This window comes from Barnesiella sp. An55 (assembly GCF_002161555.1).
GTDB classification, from domain to species: domain Bacteria; phylum Bacteroidota; class Bacteroidia; order Bacteroidales; family Barnesiellaceae; genus Barnesiella; species Barnesiella merdipullorum.
Genome location: NZ_NFHZ01000011.1, coordinates 38,326 through 57,418, shown reverse-complemented (window position 1 = coordinate 57,418; position 19,093 = coordinate 38,326). Strand labels below are relative to the sequence as shown.

Annotated in this window: 15 protein-coding genes; 2 read left to right on the top strand and 13 right to left on the bottom strand. The window is 52.2% G+C overall.

The features are described 5' to 3' along the window. Entirely contained in the window at positions 1 to 597 is a 597-nt protein-coding gene (locus tag B5G10_RS08030) for a ribonuclease HII (protein WP_087424219.1), read from the top strand. Between the two features lie 8 nt (positions 598 to 605). On the opposite strand, the gene B5G10_RS08025 is transcribed toward B5G10_RS08030, so the two are convergent. Beyond that, positions 606 to 1,271: a DUF6198 family protein gene (locus B5G10_RS08025; protein WP_087424218.1), complete on the bottom strand. Its 666-nt coding sequence runs from the start codon at positions 1,269 to 1,271 to the stop codon at positions 606 to 608. Positions 1,272 to 1,397: 126 nt separating this feature from the next. Between B5G10_RS08025 and B5G10_RS08020 the strand changes: the two genes are divergently transcribed. Next, positions 1,398 to 2,252 carry a helix-turn-helix domain-containing protein gene (locus B5G10_RS08020; RefSeq protein ID WP_087424217.1) on the top strand — a complete coding sequence of 285 codons (855 nt, stop codon included), beginning with the start codon at positions 1,398 to 1,400 and terminating at the stop codon, positions 2,250 to 2,252. A 65-nt stretch (positions 2,253 to 2,317) separates the two neighbouring features. Here B5G10_RS08020 and B5G10_RS08015 read toward each other — a convergent pair whose 3' ends face one another. The 12 genes from B5G10_RS08015 to B5G10_RS07960 all read right to left on the bottom strand — a co-directional run bounded on the left by B5G10_RS08015 (position 2,318) and on the right by B5G10_RS07960 (position 18,709). After that, complete coding sequence (locus B5G10_RS08015) at positions 2,318 to 3,985, bottom strand: peptide MFS transporter (RefSeq protein ID WP_087424216.1); 1,668 nt, start codon at positions 3,983 to 3,985, stop codon at positions 2,318 to 2,320. Positions 3,986 to 4,025: 40 nt separating this feature from the next. After that, positions 4,026 to 4,454 carry a SufE family protein gene (locus tag B5G10_RS08010; RefSeq protein ID WP_087424215.1) on the bottom strand — a complete coding sequence of 143 codons (429 nt, stop codon included), beginning with the start codon at positions 4,452 to 4,454 and terminating at the stop codon, positions 4,026 to 4,028. 18 nt (positions 4,455 to 4,472) lie between these two features. Next, positions 4,473 to 5,462 (bottom strand): M28 family peptidase, encoded by a 990-nt coding sequence (locus tag B5G10_RS08005; RefSeq protein ID WP_087424259.1) that lies wholly within the window; start codon positions 5,460 to 5,462, stop codon positions 4,473 to 4,475. Between the two features lie 46 nt (positions 5,463 to 5,508). Further along, positions 5,509 to 6,423 (bottom strand): LD-carboxypeptidase, encoded by a 915-nt coding sequence (locus B5G10_RS08000; RefSeq protein WP_087424214.1) that lies wholly within the window; start codon positions 6,421 to 6,423, stop codon positions 5,509 to 5,511. A 104-nt stretch (positions 6,424 to 6,527) separates the two neighbouring features. Then, positions 6,528 to 7,841, bottom strand: coding sequence for a ribosome biogenesis GTPase Der (der, locus tag B5G10_RS07995; protein WP_087424213.1), 1,314 nt, complete (start codon positions 7,839 to 7,841; stop codon positions 6,528 to 6,530). A 44-nt stretch (positions 7,842 to 7,885) separates the two neighbouring features. Then, on the bottom strand, positions 7,886 to 8,770 hold the full coding sequence (gene era / locus B5G10_RS07990; protein WP_087424212.1) for a GTPase Era: 885 nt from the start codon (positions 8,768 to 8,770) through the stop codon (positions 7,886 to 7,888). A 167-nt stretch (positions 8,771 to 8,937) separates the two neighbouring features. Continuing rightward, complete coding sequence (locus tag B5G10_RS07985; protein ID WP_087424211.1) at positions 8,938 to 9,927, bottom strand: beta-ketoacyl-ACP synthase III; 990 nt, start codon at positions 9,925 to 9,927, stop codon at positions 8,938 to 8,940. Between the two features lie 74 nt (positions 9,928 to 10,001). Continuing rightward, positions 10,002 to 10,187 carry a 50S ribosomal protein L32 gene (rpmF, locus tag B5G10_RS07980; RefSeq protein ID WP_008861440.1) on the bottom strand — a complete coding sequence of 62 codons (186 nt, stop codon included), beginning with the start codon at positions 10,185 to 10,187 and terminating at the stop codon, positions 10,002 to 10,004. An 11-nt stretch (positions 10,188 to 10,198) separates the two neighbouring features. Further along, positions 10,199 to 10,786, bottom strand: coding sequence for a DUF177 domain-containing protein (locus tag B5G10_RS07975; protein ID WP_087424210.1), 588 nt, complete (start codon positions 10,784 to 10,786; stop codon positions 10,199 to 10,201). Positions 10,787 to 10,955: 169 nt separating this feature from the next. Further along, complete coding sequence (locus B5G10_RS07970; protein ID WP_087424209.1) at positions 10,956 to 12,110, bottom strand: ATP-binding protein; 1,155 nt, start codon at positions 12,108 to 12,110, stop codon at positions 10,956 to 10,958. Between the two features lie 214 nt (positions 12,111 to 12,324). Next, positions 12,325 to 16,788 (bottom strand): hypothetical protein, encoded by a 4,464-nt coding sequence (locus B5G10_RS07965; protein ID WP_087424208.1) that lies wholly within the window; start codon positions 16,786 to 16,788, stop codon positions 12,325 to 12,327. Positions 16,789 to 16,804: 16 nt separating this feature from the next. Next, positions 16,805 to 18,709 (bottom strand): S8 family peptidase, encoded by a 1,905-nt coding sequence (locus B5G10_RS07960; RefSeq protein ID WP_158098799.1) that lies wholly within the window; start codon positions 18,707 to 18,709, stop codon positions 16,805 to 16,807. Positions 18,710 to 19,093: the final 384 nt, after the last annotated feature.

Genomic DNA, 19,093 nt, shown 5'->3' with positions numbered 1-19,093 from the left:
ATGCTGTTGCCCTACATGAATAGCGGAGTGGTCGAAGCCGGCTGCGACGAGGCAGGTCGCGGCTGTCTGGCCGGTGCCGTTTATGCGGCGGCCGTCGTATTGCCGCCCGACTTCCGCAACGAACTGCTCAACGACTCGAAACAACTCACCGAGAAACAACGCTACGCCCTGCGCCCCCTCATCGAAGAGTCGGCTCTGGCCTGGGCCGTAGGCATTGTCTCTCCCCAGGAAATCGATCGCATCAACATACTCAATGCCTCGTTCCTGGCCATGCACCGGGCCATAGAGCAACTACGGGTCGTCCCGCAGCACCTGCTCATCGACGGCAACCGCTTCAAGCCCTATCCCGGCATCGCCCACACCTGCGTGGTAAAGGGCGACGGCAAATACGAAGCCATCGCAGCAGCTTCGGTGCTGGCCAAAACCTACCGCGACGATTACATGAACGAGCTGCACGAAAAATACCCCATGTATGACTGGAAGTCAAACAAGGGGTATCCCACCAAAGCTCATCGAGCTGCCATTGCTCAATACGGGCCTTCGCCTTATCACAGGCTATCGTTTCAGTTGCTCGAGCGGCAACTCTCTATTTTCTAATTTTCGGGTCAAGCTGCGGGCGAAAGCAACCACCGGTCGAGCACACGGTAGAAGGGGCTCACCACATGCACGATAGGCCCTACCAGCAAAGCCGAAACCACAGTCCCCAACCCTACACCGGTAATGGTCGAGGAGAAGATAAACGACATGGCACAAGCCATCAACACCAGCGACACATCAAAGCCTAACTTCACAGAACCAAAGGGGCGGCTCAACCGCTGGGCAATCGTCTTGACAAAGAACTCGCCGGCCGTCATGGCCACATTCACCTTCATCTCGAGGGCTATCCCCACGGCCAACACACAGCACCCGATGAAGAGATAGACCAACTGCTGCACAAGATTAACAGGAGCAACCCAAAACAGCATATTCATGGCCCAGTCGATAAAGATACCGAACCCGAGCGAAATAGGTATCTGCATGATATAGGGACGCATCTCTTCCTTAAGCGATTCGCGTGTCATAAACGGCAATTCAAATAACAGAAACAGAATATTAACAATAATCGTCCACTGCCCCATCGTGAGCGGAGTAAACAGACTCAACACATAATTGACACTGGTAATGGGTGAGGTTCCCAACAAAGCTTTCGTAATGAAATCGATACCCAAGGCGTTGACAAACAGAGAAACGACAAACAACAAATAACGCCTCAACAAATAAACATTCATCATAATTTTATAATACCTTTTAAAAACCGGTGCAAAGTTCTCTCCATTTTTTGGATTCCCACTCATAAAAGAAAAACCAACCTTGGTTAAAAACGAAACAATTCTTACCTTTGAAAGAAAAAACGGAGCATGAATATTGCGCTTCTCGAGATCTTGTACAAGATACCTAATGCGGGTTCCTACGGCGATGGAGCGGGTTTTTCGAGCCTCGACACGATAACCATAGCCAAAGGATTCTTTTTTATTTTCGTCAAAAATGGAACAGCCTTACTCTCCGACACCCATCGCTGTTACCGACTGAAGAAAGAGGAGCTGGTCATCTTCACCCCAAGCCTCACAGCTACACTACACGAGATGAGCACCGACTTTGAATTTGCTGCGATTTACCTCGTGCCCGAGTACTTCGACAGTCTGCCCGGCGGCCAACCCCTCTATAACCAACTCTCCGAGTTTATCCGTAGCGACCGCCTGCCTCTCCTCTCTCTCAAACCCGAGAAGAGCCGTTATCTGCTGCAAACCTTTGCCCTCTTTACCAGCGAGCTCAAAGGCTTCAAGCTCTACATGAACGGCATCGCCAGGCACTTGTGCAGCCTACTGCTATTGCAAGTGGCCGATTCCTTCGGGCAAAGCAACCGGCACATGCCCACCTATATAAAACGGTCGGGCGAGATATTCCGCCGATTCAGAAAACTGTTGATGGACAACTACAAGCAGCACCACGACATAGGCTTCTATGCCGACGAGCTGAACATCTCGACCGCCTATCTCTCGCGAATTGTCAAAAAAACAACGGGCAAAACCGTGCGATTCCACATCTCGGAACTCATCAGCGCCGACGCCCGCCGTCTGCTCGACTGCACCGATCTCGACATCAAAGAGATTGCCTCGCAACTGGGCTTCTCGGACCAGTCGGTATTCGGCAAATTCTTTGTCAAGAAAAACGGGATATCCCCCCTGAAATTCAGAATGCGCAAGAATGCATAACACGACAGAAGGCCCCCGGGAGTAGTCCCGGGGGCCTTCTGTTATATGGTGCTATGAGCAGCGCCCTATTCGGCCACCCGCTCCAGCCATTTGAGCATACCCAGCATCACGCCCATCGATATCAGGCAGAATCCTGCGAATACCGCCCAGCACATCCATTGCTGCGGAAACTCGTTCAGCATTGTCACACCAAGCGCAATGAACAAGTTGCCGATAGCGGTCGCCGTCAACCAAAGTCCCTGGCATATACCTTGAAGATGTTTGGGAGCAACCTTCGACACGAACGAAAGTCCAAGAGGAGAAATAAACAACTCTGCCACAGTCAAGAAGAAATAGGTCAGAATCAAAACATACGGACTTGACTTCATCGCCAGTTTTGCAGCGTCGCTCAAACTCTTGAACTCGGTTCCCGAAGGATAATTATTGGCCACAGCCACAATCATCAAGAAGATGTAGGCACAAGCCGTGATAAACATACCTATCGCAATCTTGCGGGGTGTAGATATTTTGCGTCCTCTCGCCGCCAAAGCGCCAAACAGCCACATAATAATCGGGGTCAGCACAATTACGAAGAACGGATTGATACATTGCCAGATTTCGGGAGCCACAGAATCGGTAGCCACGAAGTCGCGGGCGAAAACCGACAAGGATTGCCCGTTCTGATGGAACGAGAACCAGAAGAATACGGCCACGCCAAGCACTGCAAACAGCGCATACAATCTTTGTTTGATTTCTTTTGCGTCGGCATTTCTTTCTTCCTGCGTCACCTCAACGGCTTTCTTTTCTTTCTTGGCCGGATTGGGAAGCTTGTTCTTCACAACCAAGAATATGGCAAGCGAAATGAGCATGGCTACCACCGAAGCGATAAAAGAGAAATGGACTCCCGTGTTGAAAACCTCCAGATATTGATTACAGAACGCAGCGTCCACGGCACCTGTGTGACCCACTTTACTCGAAAGTTCCACCAAGTTGGCCATATCGGTAGCCGGCATCGCACCTGCGTTATCGTTGAACATGTGGCACAAACGGGGCAGATCGGAATTGTATGCAAGGTGATGCGCCTTCAACCAGAACTCTCTCAAAAGAGGAGCCACGAATGGTGCAATCACACCTCCGATGTTGATAAAGACATAGAAAATCTGGAAGCCCGAGTCGCGTTTCGACTTGGCGGCAGCCAACGCATCCGGACCTTTCTTGGCGGCCTCGGCCTCGAAGTTGTCATACATCTGACCTACAATCGCCTGCAAGTTGCCTTTGAACAACCCATTACCAAACGCGATAAACAACAACGCCACGCAAGTGAATACAAGCACCCACGAGATTGTGCCTGTCGTTTCGGCAAAGACAGGTATAGACAACAGGCCGTAACCCAACGCCATCACCAGCAAACCTGAAATAATAGTCCCTTTGTATTTTTGAGTTCTGTCGGCAATCATGCCACCCGGCAGACTCAGCACATATATCAAGAAATAGAATACGGCATAGATCCAACCGGCCGCATCGTCGCTGATACCGAATTTAGAGCACAAGAAAAGCAACAGTACCGCATTCATGATATAGTAGCCAAAACGTTCTCCCATATTGGCAAGAGCGGCAGCAATAAGCCCCTTGGGGTGCTCTTTTCTTGCTTTTACGATGTAGAATACCAAAAATGGGATTACTACAATCAACACGGCAAACAAAATCGCCAGCGATTGGTTGGTTTGCCAAAAACTTTTCAAAGATTCAAACATAGATATTAGGGTTAGTTGTTCATAAATATTCTCTGGTTTCTCAGTTTTCCGATTTCACTTTAAAGGCCAATGCATACATGCGCATCTGCTTGACCATGGCCAGCAGCCCGTTGGAACGTGTGGGCGACAAGTGTTCGGTGAGGCCTATCCGCTCAATGAAGTAGAGGTTGGCGTTGAGAATCTCGTCGGGGGTACGCCCCGAGAGCACCCGCACCAGCAGCGACACAATGCCCTTCACAATGATGGCATCGCTCTCGGCCTCGAAATAGATGCGACCGTCGCGATAGTCGGCTTGCAGCCACACCCGGCTTTGGCAACCTTCAATCAGATTCTCGTTGGTTTTGTATTTCTCTTCAATCGGGGGCAGACTGTTGCCCAATTCGATAAGTAAAGCATATTTATCCATCCAGTCGTCGAAGACCGAGAACTCGTCTATAATCTCGTCTTGTATTTCGTCGATACTTTTCATATTAGGTAGGTTTTAAAATCACTCTTCATAAATGACCGTCAGCACGGTTTGGCCCACAGCCTTCAGTGTAGCGGGGTCGATATTCTTCATCGTGTCGTCCACCGTGTGCCAGTAGGGCGGGAACCCCGTGGCCGTTTCGCTCGAGCAGGCAATGATGTCGATACTGGGTATGCCATACCGGTTCACATACACATGATCGTCGGTCACATAGCCCCCCTTCTCGTCCACAAAATAGTTGCCATACCCCAACCGGGCAGCGGTCTCCCACACCTGTTTCACAATGCCCGAGGCGTAGTACTCCGAAAACATTTCGCGACAGAAACGGGCTCCCGAGCCTCCCACCATATCGAGCAGGATACCGAAACGGGCCCGATAACCGGGCTTGTGCGGACGGCGGGTCCAATATTGTGTACCCAAAGCCCAGGTATCCTCGTCGCTCGAGTGGCTCCAGTAGGGAGCTCCGTAATCTTCGGCATCGAAGAAGGCGATATCGACTCCCGTAGCGGGCAACTTCTGTCCCAGCTGACGGGCTATCTCGAGCAGCACTCCCACCCCGCTCGCACCGTCGTCGGCCCCGGCTATGGGCTGGCGATGCTTGCTCTTGTCGGCGTCATTGTCGGCATAGGGACGGGTATCCCAGTGGGCAAAAAGCAAAATGCGATTTTTCTTCTCGGGCGAGAACGACCCGATGATGTTGCGAATCGAAAGTTCGGTACCGTCGTAGGCGGTAACGGTGCCCTCCTGTACCTCGACCGAGGCTCCGTGGCGGGCCAGCTCGGCCGCCAGATAGTCGGCCGTGGCCCGATGGGCCGGCGTGTTGGGTACCCGGTATCCAAACTCGACCTGGCGTTCGACATAGGCATAGGCACTGTCGGCATTGAACGCGGGCACCTCGACCGACACCGTGTCGGCCGTCTTCTCCTCGTTACTCTTTCCCGACTTGGCAGAACAGGCTACCAGACCTGTAATCAGAATCAAATACCCCAGTTGACGGTTTAACGTTTTCATCATGTTCAAAAGTAATCATTCTGACAAAAACTCACAAATATCCCGCCTATTTTATACAAAAAGAGAGCTCCACCGACTGTTTTCCTACCGCAAACGTCACCTCGGCCCCCTCGATGAGAGGCAGATTGTCGGGGACATGGCCTACGGGGAAATCGAAGCATACCGGGTAGTCATACTCCTCGACCATCTGCGAGATGAGTTCATAGAGCGTACCGCCCAATCCCGGGTTCTCGGTGTACTCGGTAAAGCGCCCCACAATCAGCCCGGCCAGCGAAGCAAGCCGCCCCGAGAGTTTCAACTGGTAGAGCATGCGCTCGATCTTGTAGGGGGGCTCGGCAATATCTTCGATAAAGAGCACCGTGCCCGGGCGGAAGACATCGTAGGGGGTCCCTATCAGCCCGCAAAGCACGGCCATATTGCCGCCCACCAGCATAGCCCGGGCTTCGCCGCAACGGTTCAGCGGGTGAGTCTTTTCGTGATAATGAGGCAACTCGCCGAAGAGAATCTGCCGCAGATACTGTGTGCAGCGATCGTCGGCCGGTTCGGCCGTAAGGTGTTTGCACATGGGAGCGTGCAGCGACATGATGCCCCGACTCACACACAAGGCGTGCAGGGCCGAGATATCGCTGAACCCGATTATCCACTTGGGGTTGTGAGCCACGTCGTCGGCCAGCTGGTCGAGCAGATGCACGCAGCCATAACCGCCCCGGCTACACAGAATGGCTTTCACCTCGGGGGTATATAGGGCTTGACGAAAGTCGTCGATGCGCTCGTCGATGGTACCCGCATAGGCTCCCGACTTTCCCAGACAGTGCGGCGATACCGAAACGCCCAACGGCCAACTCTCGAGCCGCTTGACGGCACCTTTTACATAATCGGGGTTAATGATACTGGCCGGCGAAACAATAGCGAGTCCGTCGCCGGGAATTAAAAAGGGGGGTTGAATCATCTTCACGGTCATAAGGATTAAAAGGTTATCCCCGCCCCGACACCGTCGCCGACGAGGTTTCTACAAATATAGACAACTTTTGCCGGCCATTGAAACAGACAGTATTGTTCTTTTCGTTATTTCTCACGCATGAAGATATTGATGGGGGTTCCGCTGAAGTTCCACGTTTCGCGAATCTTGTTCTCGAGATAACGCTTGTAGGGGTCCTTCACCCACTGGGGCAGGTTGCAGAAAAAGACAAACGTGGGCACATAGGTCTCGCGCAACATGGTCACATATTTTATCTTCACATACTTGCCCTTGTGTGCAGGGGGCGGATAGTTCTCGATAGCACTGAGCATCACTTCGTTGAGCTTCGAGGTGGGTATCTTGCGCTGGCGGTTCTTATAGACCTGCACGGCACTCTCGAGCACCTTGAAGATGCGTTGCTTGGTCAGAGCCGAGGCATAGACGATGGGGAAATCGACAAACGGCGCAAGGCGTGCCCGTATGGCATTCTCGAAGGTCTGTATCGCCTTGTTCGACTTGTCCTCGACCAGGTCCCACTTGTTGACACACACCACCAGACCTTTTTTGTTTTTCTGTATCAGGGAGAAGATATTGAGGTCTTGCCCCTCGATACCCCGGGTGGCATCGATCATGAGGATGCAGACGTCGGAAGCCTCGATGGCCCGTATCGACCGGATAACCGAGTAATACTCGAGATCCTCGGTCACCTTGCCCTTCTTGCGGATACCGGCGGTATCGACCAAGTAGAAGTCGAAACCGAACTTGTCGTAACGGGTATAGATAGAGTCGCGGGTGGTGCCGGCGATATCGGTCACGATGTAGCGCTCCTCACCGATGAAGGCGTTGATAATCGACGACTTGCCGGCATTGGGTCGGCCCACAACGGCAAAGCGGGGTATATTCTCTTCAATTTCGGGCTCCGACTTCTTGGTAAAGCGTTTCAAGATTTCGTCAAGCAGATCGCCCGTGCCCGAACCACTGGCAGCCGACACACAGAAGGGATCGCCCAGACCGAACGAATAGAACTCGGCGGCATTGTACTGCCACTCGTTCGAATCGGCCTTGTTGGCTACCAGAATGACCGGTTTGGACGACCGGCGCAAGATGGCAGCCACATGGTCGTCGAGATCCACGGCACCGGTTTTGACATCGACCATAAACAAGATGACATCGGCCTCTTCAATAGCCAGAGCCACCTGCTTGTTGATCTCTTCCTCAAAAATATCTTCCGAATTAACGACCCATCCACCGGTGTCGATAATGGAGAACTCCTGTCCGCACCACTCGACCTTGCCGTACTGGCGGTCGCGGGTCGTACCGGCCTCTTCGTTAACGATGGCCTTGCGAGTTTGCGTCAGGCGGTTAAACAGGGTCGATTTCCCTACGTTGGGGCGACCTACGATTGCTACGATATTTCCCATAATTCTCTTTCTTTTTTCGAGGCTGTCACAGCCCCTTCGGGGGTTTACTCGGGCATATACCCAAATCCTTTCAGTTTATTCTCTCGGCTACGCCAGTCTTTCTCGACCTTGACATATAGCTCGAGAAATACTTTCTTGTCGAAAAATGCCTCTATGTCTTTGCGGGCCAGCATGCCTACCTTTTTCAAGGCCGAGCCGCCCTTGCCTATCACGATGCCTTTTTGGGAATCGCGCTCGACATAGATGACCGCCATGATGTGTATGCGGCCCTCCTCCTCTTTGAATTGCTCGACAGCCACCTCGCAGGCATAGGGTATCTCCTTGTCGTAGGTGAGCAGAATCTTCTCTCTGATAATCTCGGTCACAAAGAAACGGGCCGGCTTGTCGGTGAGGGCGTCTTTGTCGAAGAAGGGAGGCGACGGGGGCAACAGCTCCTGGATGCGCTTCAACAGATAGTCGAGATTGAATTTGTATTGGGCCGAAACGGGTATCACCTCGGCCTTCGGCAGCAGTTGTTTCCACTCCTCTACAAGCGACTCGAGCGCCTCCTGACCCTGCAACAGGTCTATTTTGTTGATTACGACCAGCACGGGTACCGTCTCCTGAGCCACCTTGTCGAGAAACGACTGGTTCTTGGTGGGGGTCTCCACCACATCGGTCACATAGAGCAGAATGTCGGCATCGACCAGCGCCGATTGCGAGAAGTTGAGCATCGACTCCTGCAACTTGTAGTTGGGCACGAGCACCCCGGGCGTGTCGGAATAGACGATTTGCATATCGTCGGTATTCACGATACCCATGATGCGGTGACGGGTGGTCTGGGCCTTCGACGTGATAATCGAGATGCGCTCTCCCACCAACGAATTCATCAGTGTAGATTTACCCACATTGGGATTTCCTACAATATTTACAAAACCGGCTTTATGCATAGTTCCATTCGGTTAATCTGCAAGACAATATATCGGAGATTCTATTTTCTCCAAAGGTAGTGAAAATATTCTACCTGACGAACAACCGCAGGCTGCTTTTGTTCAAAGACAAGAAAAGACGCATCTTTTGCAACAAAAGATGCGTCTTTGTCTTATTCTCAACACGTTTATTTTGCGTCGTATCCCCACACGAGGTAGAGAGCTCCCCAGGTAAACCCGGCACCGAAGGCCGTGAGTACCAGCTTGTCGCCGGTCTTGAATTTGTTTTCAAACTCGGCCATGCACAAGGGGATGGAGGCTGCGCTCGTGTTTCCGTACTTCTGGATGTTGACCAGCAGCTTCTCTGCGGGCAACTTCATGCGGTCGGCGATAGCCTCGATGATGCGCAGATTGGCTTGGTGCGGGATGAAGTAATCGATCGTATCGACCGTGAGACCGTTGCGGTTCATCACGCTCTCCGACGAGGTGAGCATATCGGTTACGGCGTGTTTATACACGGCGCGACCCTCTTGATATACATAGTGCTCGTCGCGATCGACCGTCTCGTGCGAAGCCGGATGTACGGCTCCGCCGGCCTTCATCAACAGGTGGGGCAACCCCATACCGTCGGTGTGCAGCACGGCATCCACGATACCTACCGGTTCGTCGGTGGGCTCGAGCATCACGCAGGCAGCGGCATCGCCAAACAGAGGACAAGTCGAACGGTCTTTGTAATTGACCATCGACGACATCTTCTCGGCAGCCAGCACGATTACATGTTTGTACAAACCACTCTTGATATAGGCAGCACCCGACTGCAGGGCTACGATAAAGCCGGCGCAAGCAGCCTGGATGTCATATCCATAGGCGGTCTTTATTCCCAATTTCTCCAGTACGATCGAGGCCGTAGAGGGGAAACGATAGTCGGGGTTGGAGGTTGCACAGATGAGCAAATCTACCTCTTCGGGTTTCACGCCGGTCTTGCGCAACAACTCGGCAACGGCTTTCTCGCCCAAATCGGAAGACCCCGTTCCCTCCCCTTTCAAAATTCTACGTTCCTTAATGCCCACACGAGTGGTAATCCACTCGTCGTTGGTATCGACCATATGCGACAACTCATCGTTGGTGAGCACATAATCAGGAACATACGAGGCTATTCCCGTTATTTTAGCGTTCATAACTATAAAATTGGCTTAGTGTGTGAAAAAAATGCCCTAAATCGCTTAGGGCCATACATACTTTATCGAAAAACTTAGACGGCTGCCTCTTTTTCGATTGCCAATTTTCCTCTGTAATAACCACACTCGCCACATACGGTGTGATATACGTGCCAAGCACCACAGTTGGGGCAAACTGCCAAAGTAGGAGCTACTGCTTTGTCGTGAGTTCTTCTCTTGGCTGTTCTCGTTTTAGATTGTTTTCTTTTAGGATGTGCCATTTTTCTATTATTTAATTATTATCTATCATCTTCTTCAATTCGTCCCAACGAGGGTCGGTCATGGCCTCGCCTTCGTCGGAGATTTCATCTGCGATATCTTCATCGTCAAACGAATCGATATCCTCCTCGTCGCTCTCGTCGAGTGCACGGGCTCGGTGTTTACGCAACTTAGCACTCATCGTCTTATTGCACTTCCCGGCCGGGTGAACGTGCTTCAAGGGAATGGTCAACGCCACAAATTCATACAAGAACCAGGCGATGTTCAACTCCCCGTCGCTCTCGGGAATGACAACCACATTGTCGCTCTCTTCGCTGTATTCTGTCCCGAATTTGACGAAGAGCGTCTCGTGGGTTTGCACTTCGTGATCCATGTCGTCGAGACAGCGATCACACGGAATCTGAATCACTCCTTCCAAATCGAAGTCCAATTCAAAAGAAGCCGCAGTCCGCTTCACGGTCAGCTTCACATTTACCTTCCCTTTTTGAACATCTTCTCCTTCGATATTCTTAAAGAACTCATTATCCAATATATACTCAAAATCCTGAGTACCTATCGGCATGCTTTTGAGCGGTAATTTATAAGCACTAAAACGTCCCAATGCTATTTGTCGTTAAAACTGCGCAAAGGTATAAAAAATAATCGTTATCTGTCAATTTTTTCGGGAGTTTTTATTTCATATTTAAATTTTCACGACCAAAGACAAGGGCGTTACCGCCGAAACGGACAGCCCGAAACAACCCGAATCGACCTCCCGGCCCACACCCGTTTCACGCCACTCGCTTCAACTCGATGCGGAAGGTGGTTCCCTTGCCTACCTCCGACTCTTTCACAAAGATGCGCCCCTCGTGATACTCTTCGATGATACGCTTGGCCAGCGTGAGTCCCAGTCCCCAGCCACGTTTCTTGGTCGTATAGCCGGGGTTGAAAACGGTCTTGAAGTTTTTGCGGGCTATCCCTTTTCCCGTATCCTTGATATCGATATAGATCTGCTGCTTCTCCGAGGTCATATACACGTCGATGCGCCCCTCGCCGTTCATGGCATCGACGGCATTTTTGCACAGGTTCTCGATGACCCATTCAAAGAGCGGCAGACACACCATGGCCCCTTCGGCATCCGAGGGGAGGTGGGTAGTTATCTGCACCTTGTTGGAGACTCGCCGGCGCATATATTCGGTGGCGTTCTCGAGCACCTCGTTGACATAGACCAGCTCCATCTCGGGCTTCGATCCTATCTTGGAGAAGCGCTCGGCAATGACCGAGAGACGCTTGACATCTTTATTCATATCGGACAACAACGACGGGTCCACCCCCGAGGCTTCCAGCAGGTCCATCCAGGCCATGAGCGACGAGATGGGGGTGCCCAACTGGTGTGCCGTCTCCTTCGACAATCCCACCCACACTTTGTTCTGCTCGGCCTTCTTGGTGCTGATGAGAGCAAAATAGACGATGAGTACAAACAGCACCATCACCCCCAACTGCACATAGGGATAGAACGAGAGACGCTTCAGTAAGATGGAGTCGTCGTAATAGAGGTATTGCTTTTCGTTATCGCCCAGGTTGATTTCGATGACGTTCGAGCTACCCTTCAGCCGGGCCAACTTGCGCTGCAAATATTTCTCGGGATCCGACTCGGGCAAATTCAGGTTGACATACTGGTTTATCTCGCCATTCTCATCGACCAGGATGGCCGGAATCGAGGTGTTGCTCTGGATTACCTTCAGGATAAGCTCCATGCTCATCTCGGTCTTGTCACTGGCCAACTCGCGAGTTGCCTCGGCCCAAATCTCCATCTTCTTGCGCTCCTCGATCGAGAGGTCCTCGACCAGGTCGTTCGACACATAGAGCACCCCGCCAACCAGCAGCACCGATATCAACAGAAAAATCAACTTCCCCTTTTGCCGGAGATCATAAATATTTTGCATAAACCAAGTATCGTTATTACATATTATATAAACGCCCCGAGAGCCCGAATATTATCTACAGGCTTAAAATAGGGTTCGCTCCAAACATAACATCCGGCTCGACAAAAAAAGAGGAGGTCTCTCGCTTGAGACCTCCTCTCGTCTATTTACAGTCAACTACCCGTTATCGACAACGGGCTTTTATCTATCATTCATTTCAATTTACTTTCACCAATCAATTTACTTTCACCAAGGTTCCCTTATCGCCGATGCGTACGACATATACTCCAGCCTCAAGTGCTACAAACTCGCCATCGGCCTGAGTCTCGCCCACAGCTACCAGTGCACCACTCGTGTTGTAAACGGCATATTCACAAGCGGTCGTAAATACGACACCTCCTGCTACGGCATAGGCCGAAACTTCGCCAGCCTCGAGCGACTCCACACCCGAACCACCGGGTACGTTCAATACCAGGGTTACCTCTTTCTCCACGCCATCCAACGAGGCTGTGAGGGTATAGCTGCCCTGGGCTCCGGCCTTCACGGCCACCGACCCATTGTCAAAAGTAAACACATCGTCGCCCGTCCAGGTAACACCACCTTGCACACCTACGGCAAAATTCTTGGTCACCTGCTCGTAGCTGTCGTCCTCGCCGAGAACCACTGCGGCACTGTAAACCAAGGCCTCGGGAGTGGTCTCAAACCCGGCAAGCACAGGATAGTGGTTGGGATAGGAAACCCAGTTATCACCCATATTGGTCTGCACGAGAACAGCCGTCTTCATGGGCATTGCATCGGCATCGTCGCCGGCTATTGCCTGGATATCCTTGTTGATATCGGCATCGTAGGCCACCTGAGTCAGGGTCAGTTTCGAAGAGGCTTTGCCCAGGATAGCACCCACATTTTTCGACGTTTCGCCGGTAGCAACCACCTTGCCAGCCGAATATACATTGGTAAAGGCAAAGGCCGTATAGGACGACGAAGGATAAGCCACGATGCCACCCACGCCATTGACGGCCGACACATTACCGGCATTGTAGCTATCGGTAATCTGCGGGATACCATAGCCCACGAGCCCGGCGGCACCGCAGGCCGAGGTCGAAACCTTCTCGTCCGTATTGACCACATCGCCCGTATTGAAGCACTTGGTAATCACGTTGGCATCACCTTTGCCAATCAAGCCGCCCAGGTTGGTCTTGCTACCAGTCACATACCCGGCATTGAACGACGACTCCAGCTCGAGGCAACCCGTCTCATAAGACTTATAGGCATAGCCCACCAGGCCTCCCGTTTCGGAGGTTCCCGAGATGTTGCCGCGGTTAATCCAGTTGACACCTTTGGCATAACCGTTTACATAGCCAACAATACCACCTGTGTAGCTCGAAGTCGAGGCGACATTACCATTATTCTCGAGGGCACCCAAATCGACATCCTCGAGAGAACCTACGATACCGCCCACGTTACCGGCACCCGACACGGCCCCGTCGTTCACGCAATTCCGCAAGGCCGAGCCCACTTGAGCCGAACCCGTGATACCGCCTACATACCCTTTGGTTGCAGCCACGCTGGCGAGGTTGTGGCAATTTTCGATTGTACCCTCGCACAAACCGGCAAAGGCTCCTACATAGCTCACTCCCTTGATCGACGAAGCCTCATCGATGGTAAGCCCATCGAGCGAAGCGGCTGCACCCAAGCGAGCAAACAGACCCACATAATTATTCTCGGTATCCTCGATATTAAGCGATTTTATCGTCTTGCCATTTCCCAGAACAATACCTTCAAATTTGGCCACCGACTCGGGAGCGATGGGGCTGAACGAGCTGCCAGCCATATCGATATCGGCCATAAACTTAAAGTAGCAACCCTTGTAAGAGCTGTTCGACTTGAGCACCTCGCTCGACAGTTTTGCCAAATCGGCTGCCGTGGCAATCTGATAAGGCTCGGCTTCGGTACCCTTACCGGTGAGGAAATTACCCAGGGTCGATATGGGGAGAACCCGACGATATGACCCTTGAGTTCCGGTGAGCACATCTTCGGCAAACGACGAAGAACCAGTCATCTCGACCTTGCCCCCGACAATATTGAACACGTCGCCCTCCTGCAGGGTCCACGAGATATTGTCGTCGGAGGGCAAAACAATTTCCGAATCGACTTGCGTACGCAGTGCATTATCGGCCACCACAATGGGTTTGAGCAGGAACTGTACATGAGGCTCGTTAGCAAAATGCGACAGCACGGGATATTGCCCCGACACGCGGGTCCAGGCCGACTCATCGGCAAAGAGCGAGGTTTGAGGATTCGTCAGTTCGGTCGTACTCTTCCCGATAGCGCTGTGTGCGTCGCCTTCGTAAATGGCGATTTGACTGTCGTAGTAAACCTCGGTCAATTCGTCGGTATCCACACTGCCGGCCACGGCTCCTACCCCATCGTAATTTCCGGTCGATACAACCGGAGCTACCGACAGAGACGAGACGATGGTTCCCGCACTTGTGCCCGCGATACCGCCTACCGATTCAACCCCTTTGACGAGGCCCATATTCATGACCGATTTTATCGTGCCCCGGTTGGAGTAGGCGATACCGCCCACATTCTCCGAGCCCGACATGGCAGCCTCGACATTTCCCACATTCAGACAGTTCTCGATGGTTCCGTAGTTCGACCCCACGATACCGCCCACACTGCCGTTGGTCGCATCGTCGGCAAGCACGATATCGCCACCGTTGAAACAGTTCTTAACGACACCCGTCTCCTCGACTATATAGGCAATACCGCCTGCAAAACCGGCCGAAGGTGAGAACGAGGCATAGTTGTAGCAGTTGTCAACCGTGCCATACAATGTGCACACAAACGGAGCAAAGTTACGATATACACTAAACCGGGCATTGTCGGCAATTTTCAGATTCTTGATCACGCCATCTTTCGTCACCTGCCAGAACAAAGCGACATTTAACTTGCGGGTGGTGAGGTTGTCGATGGCCAAATTGTTGATGGTGTGATTGTCGCCATCGAAGATTCCGGCAAATCCCAGCGTCTCGTCGGCCGAAGAGACAGGCGTAAATGCCGCATAGTTCAAGTCGAGATCGGTTGTCAGTTTGAAGTAGTCGCCCTCGAAGCAGAGGCCCTGCTCGTTGGTAGCCGCTACAAACTTGTTAAAATCGGCCACCGACGAAATGAGATAAGGATCGGCTTCGGTACCTGCTCCCGTGAAAATCGACGGATATATCTTGACCAGGCTGCGCTTCATGCTCTCGCCCAGATAGTAGGTCACGGTAATCTCTTCCTGTTCCGAGCCCCGGGTTACCAGCACATTGTTGCCTTGCACCTCGACGAGGTCGCTCTCCGAAACAGAACTCTCCATACCGGGATAGGTGCCCAGCACGAAATCGGACTGTACCTTCGACTCGGTCTCCCCTTCGGCAAAATAGATGGGCACGGCATACAACGTGGCCACCTCAAGGTCGGCAAACTTGGTCAACCGGGGATACAGACCATCGGCAAAACTCCACGTATCGGCATCAAAACCGGTGAGCGGGGTAGCACTCGCCAGTTCCCGGGTTGTCTTGTTCCAGGTGGTAGAACCACTACCCGACACCTGTTCGTCGAAGAAACAGTTGGTAATGGTAGCCTCACCATTCTCAAGGACACCCAGCATCTCGCAACCGTCCTGACGCAACAGTATCGAGTTGAAGATGGGACCATAGACAAGACAGTTCTCGAGGACCGTCTCATCTTTGGGAGAACAGTATCCGGCGATACCGCCCACATTGGCCGATGTCGTGTTGTAGAGGGTACTGGCCGAATAGCAATCCTTGATGATGCCCGACTCCAACGTACCCAGGATACCACCGCAATGCGACGACACACCCGAGCCCGACACATAAGCGGCACTCCAGCAACGCGTCAGATTGGTTCCCCGCGAAGAGCCTACGATTGCACCGCAGTTATTCTGATACCCACCGTTGATTGTTCCGGTAAAGTAGCAATCAACAATCTCGGGCTCGGTATTGAGGGCCAACGATACCCCGGCAATACCGCCCAGGTGGGTAGATGAGCTGCTCTCGGTCTGCGACACAATGGTAGCCGACGAGTGACAGTCGAAAATCTTTCCATAGTTCTGCCCCACGATACCGGCAGCCGACTGCAGGGTAGTGATACTCCCCGAGAAAGAACAGTTCTGCACGGTACCGTTCGACTGCCCGGCAATACCACCTTTGTATCCGCCCGTCGAAATCGAAATCACGGCATCGGTCACCTGGCAATTATCCACCAGTCCGTCGTTGCGGCCTACGATACAACCGCCATATCCACCCGTTGACTGAAGGGTAGGCGATGCCAAATTCAAGTTTTTGATGACAGCCGCTTTATCGGCATATCCCACAAAACCCTGGTAGGTATTCCCATCGAAAACCAATCCCGATATCGTATGGCCGTTACCGTCAAAACAGCCATTGAATTTCTTGGTATTGGTACCGATTACCGTAAACTTGTTGATCGAGGCATAGGTAATATCGTTCTCCAGCCTCAGGTACTTACCCTCCAGATTATCGCCTCCTGTTACTACCGTGGCCAGCTCGGTAAGGTCGGCCACCGTTTTGATCTGGTAAGGAGAGGCCTCGGTACCCTCCCCACCACTAAATGTCTGCGAATAGCCCGGCACACACAACACCAGACTAAACAAAGCAAATCCTATCTTCTTCATGATCACTGATAAAAAGTTATTTATTGAGTTTGAAAACCTTATCTCCATCTTCGGTGCTCACGCGCACGATATAGACGCCCACGGGTTCTGCGGTCATATCCACGATATACTCCTCGCCCAGGCTCAGGCTGCAACGCTGATTCAACACGCACACACCTGCCAAATTATAGACAGCAACGCCTACCAACGGGCTCCGCCCCAACGATACCACATGCAACTGCCCGTCGGCTATACGGCACATGATATCCTCATCGGTATCATCTGCCACATCCTCGACCGACGAGTAGTTTTGCAAAATCTCGAGCAAACCGTTATAGGCATCTATCTTGCCATAGCCGCTCACATTGTTGGGCTCGGCCCCCGTGTATTCATCGCGTATGGCGGTCTTGCTCAAGACATCCCTGATCTCGTCGGGGGTCAACGTGGGGCAAGCCCCCAGCCAGGTAGCAATGACACCCGTTACATGGGGCGCAGCCATCGAGGTCCCCAGCATGGAGCCGTAGTAATACGACTTGCCATTCCAAGTGTGAGTAGCCACAAGCCCCTCGGAATAACCGCCAAAACTGTTCAGCGCCGATACAATCTGACTGCCGGGAGCAACCACATCGGGTTTCATGCGGCCATCGACCGTGGGGCCTCGGTTGGAAAAGGGCGAGACTGCACCCACCGTATATTCCGAAGTCGTCACCGACCCATCCTCGAGAGTCACATTCTGCTTGGTCGTGAACGCCCCTACACTGATGATACCCTCGGCCACTCCACCAATTTCAGAGGGCGAAGTGTAAAGGTCGGGAATATCCATCGACGCGGTTTGCTGGCGGAAGACGGCATAGGTCGAACTCGTCCAGGCATGCACCGTCTCACCGGCCTCGCCCGTTACGAGAATGGCAATCGCCTTTTCGGGATAGAAATCGCCAATACTCAGGTCGATGCGCACGTTGGGTTTCCCGTTCAACGGACTGATGCCCGTGGTAATGCTGAAGGAACCGCTCGACTTGTCATAGGGTAACTGCAAGGTTACCGTGCCTTTATAGGTATTCGAGGCATCGAACGTGCGGCTCTTATACACCACTTTGTCGGTGCTCTTATCGACCGTCACCACATTGACCTTAAGCGTCTTGCCCACCTCGCCCCAGATATCGAGCGGGCAATATCCCTGGGTATCGCTCTTGAAAGCCAGGCCGGCCAACATCGTGTTGTCCTCCTCGGTGAAAGTTTTCTGGATATGCACCTCGACCTGGCCATCATTGCCCATGGCACCCACAACGATACGACCGGGGCCCACCATCTCATCGACAGCCACATCGAGCAGCGAAGTCCCGTCATGCGGTCCCATCTGCGTACCCAGACTCATGTTGATAACCGCCGGTTTGTCCACACTGTCGGCATACTTGAAAATATAGCTGATGGCATCGATAATACCGGCGCTCTCGTCCAGAAAGTTCGAGAACACCAGGTCGGCCTCCCGGGCCACCCCATAATACTTGTTACCATCCTCCATATCGGCACCCGCTGCAATATTCATCACATGACTGCCGTGAGACCAATAGCTCAAATCGGTCTCGGCCGCAAGAATATCGGCCTCGGTCGCATACTCGGCACCATACGAAAAACCCTCGGGAGGGGTACCCGTTGTGGCACTCTGGTTCCACACCCGCTTCAGACGCAACGCCGAACGATCGCTCGTGCGAAAAGCCGGATGCGTAAAATCCAATCCACCATCGACCACACCCACAATCACGCCCTTCCCCAGGAAAGGAGTCTCGAGCGGAGCCAAACCCTGCTGCACATCATCCACCCGCGTGGCCATGCGTGCCGAGTCGAGTTGATAATCGACACTCTGCGAAGCCTGCACCGCAACTACCCCCGAGAGATCGGTAACATCCTCCAACCGATCCAACGGAATAGTGGCCGTAACCACACTACGAGTTTGAGTGCGGATATCAACTCCCAATAAGCGCAAAGAATCCAAACACGAGTCATCGGCATAGCGAATAAACGCCGAAATCGTTTGATGAGAAGGAGAGATACTTCGGACTTTTGAAATACCATTTTCTGCTTTCAACAAATCCATCTGGGTACCCATGGTCAATTTAGACTCATCGGCAAACAAAGTCGAACTAAGCCCGACCAAGAACAAAGTCGTAAAAAACCTAAATTTCATAGCACTCCTTATAAAGTTACAGAATAGTGAAAATGTGTAAATCTACCTATTAACCTAACACTTTTATTAAAATACGCACCTTTGCATAACGATCATAAGCACATATCAAAAGTATATATATAACATGAATATAAGAAATAA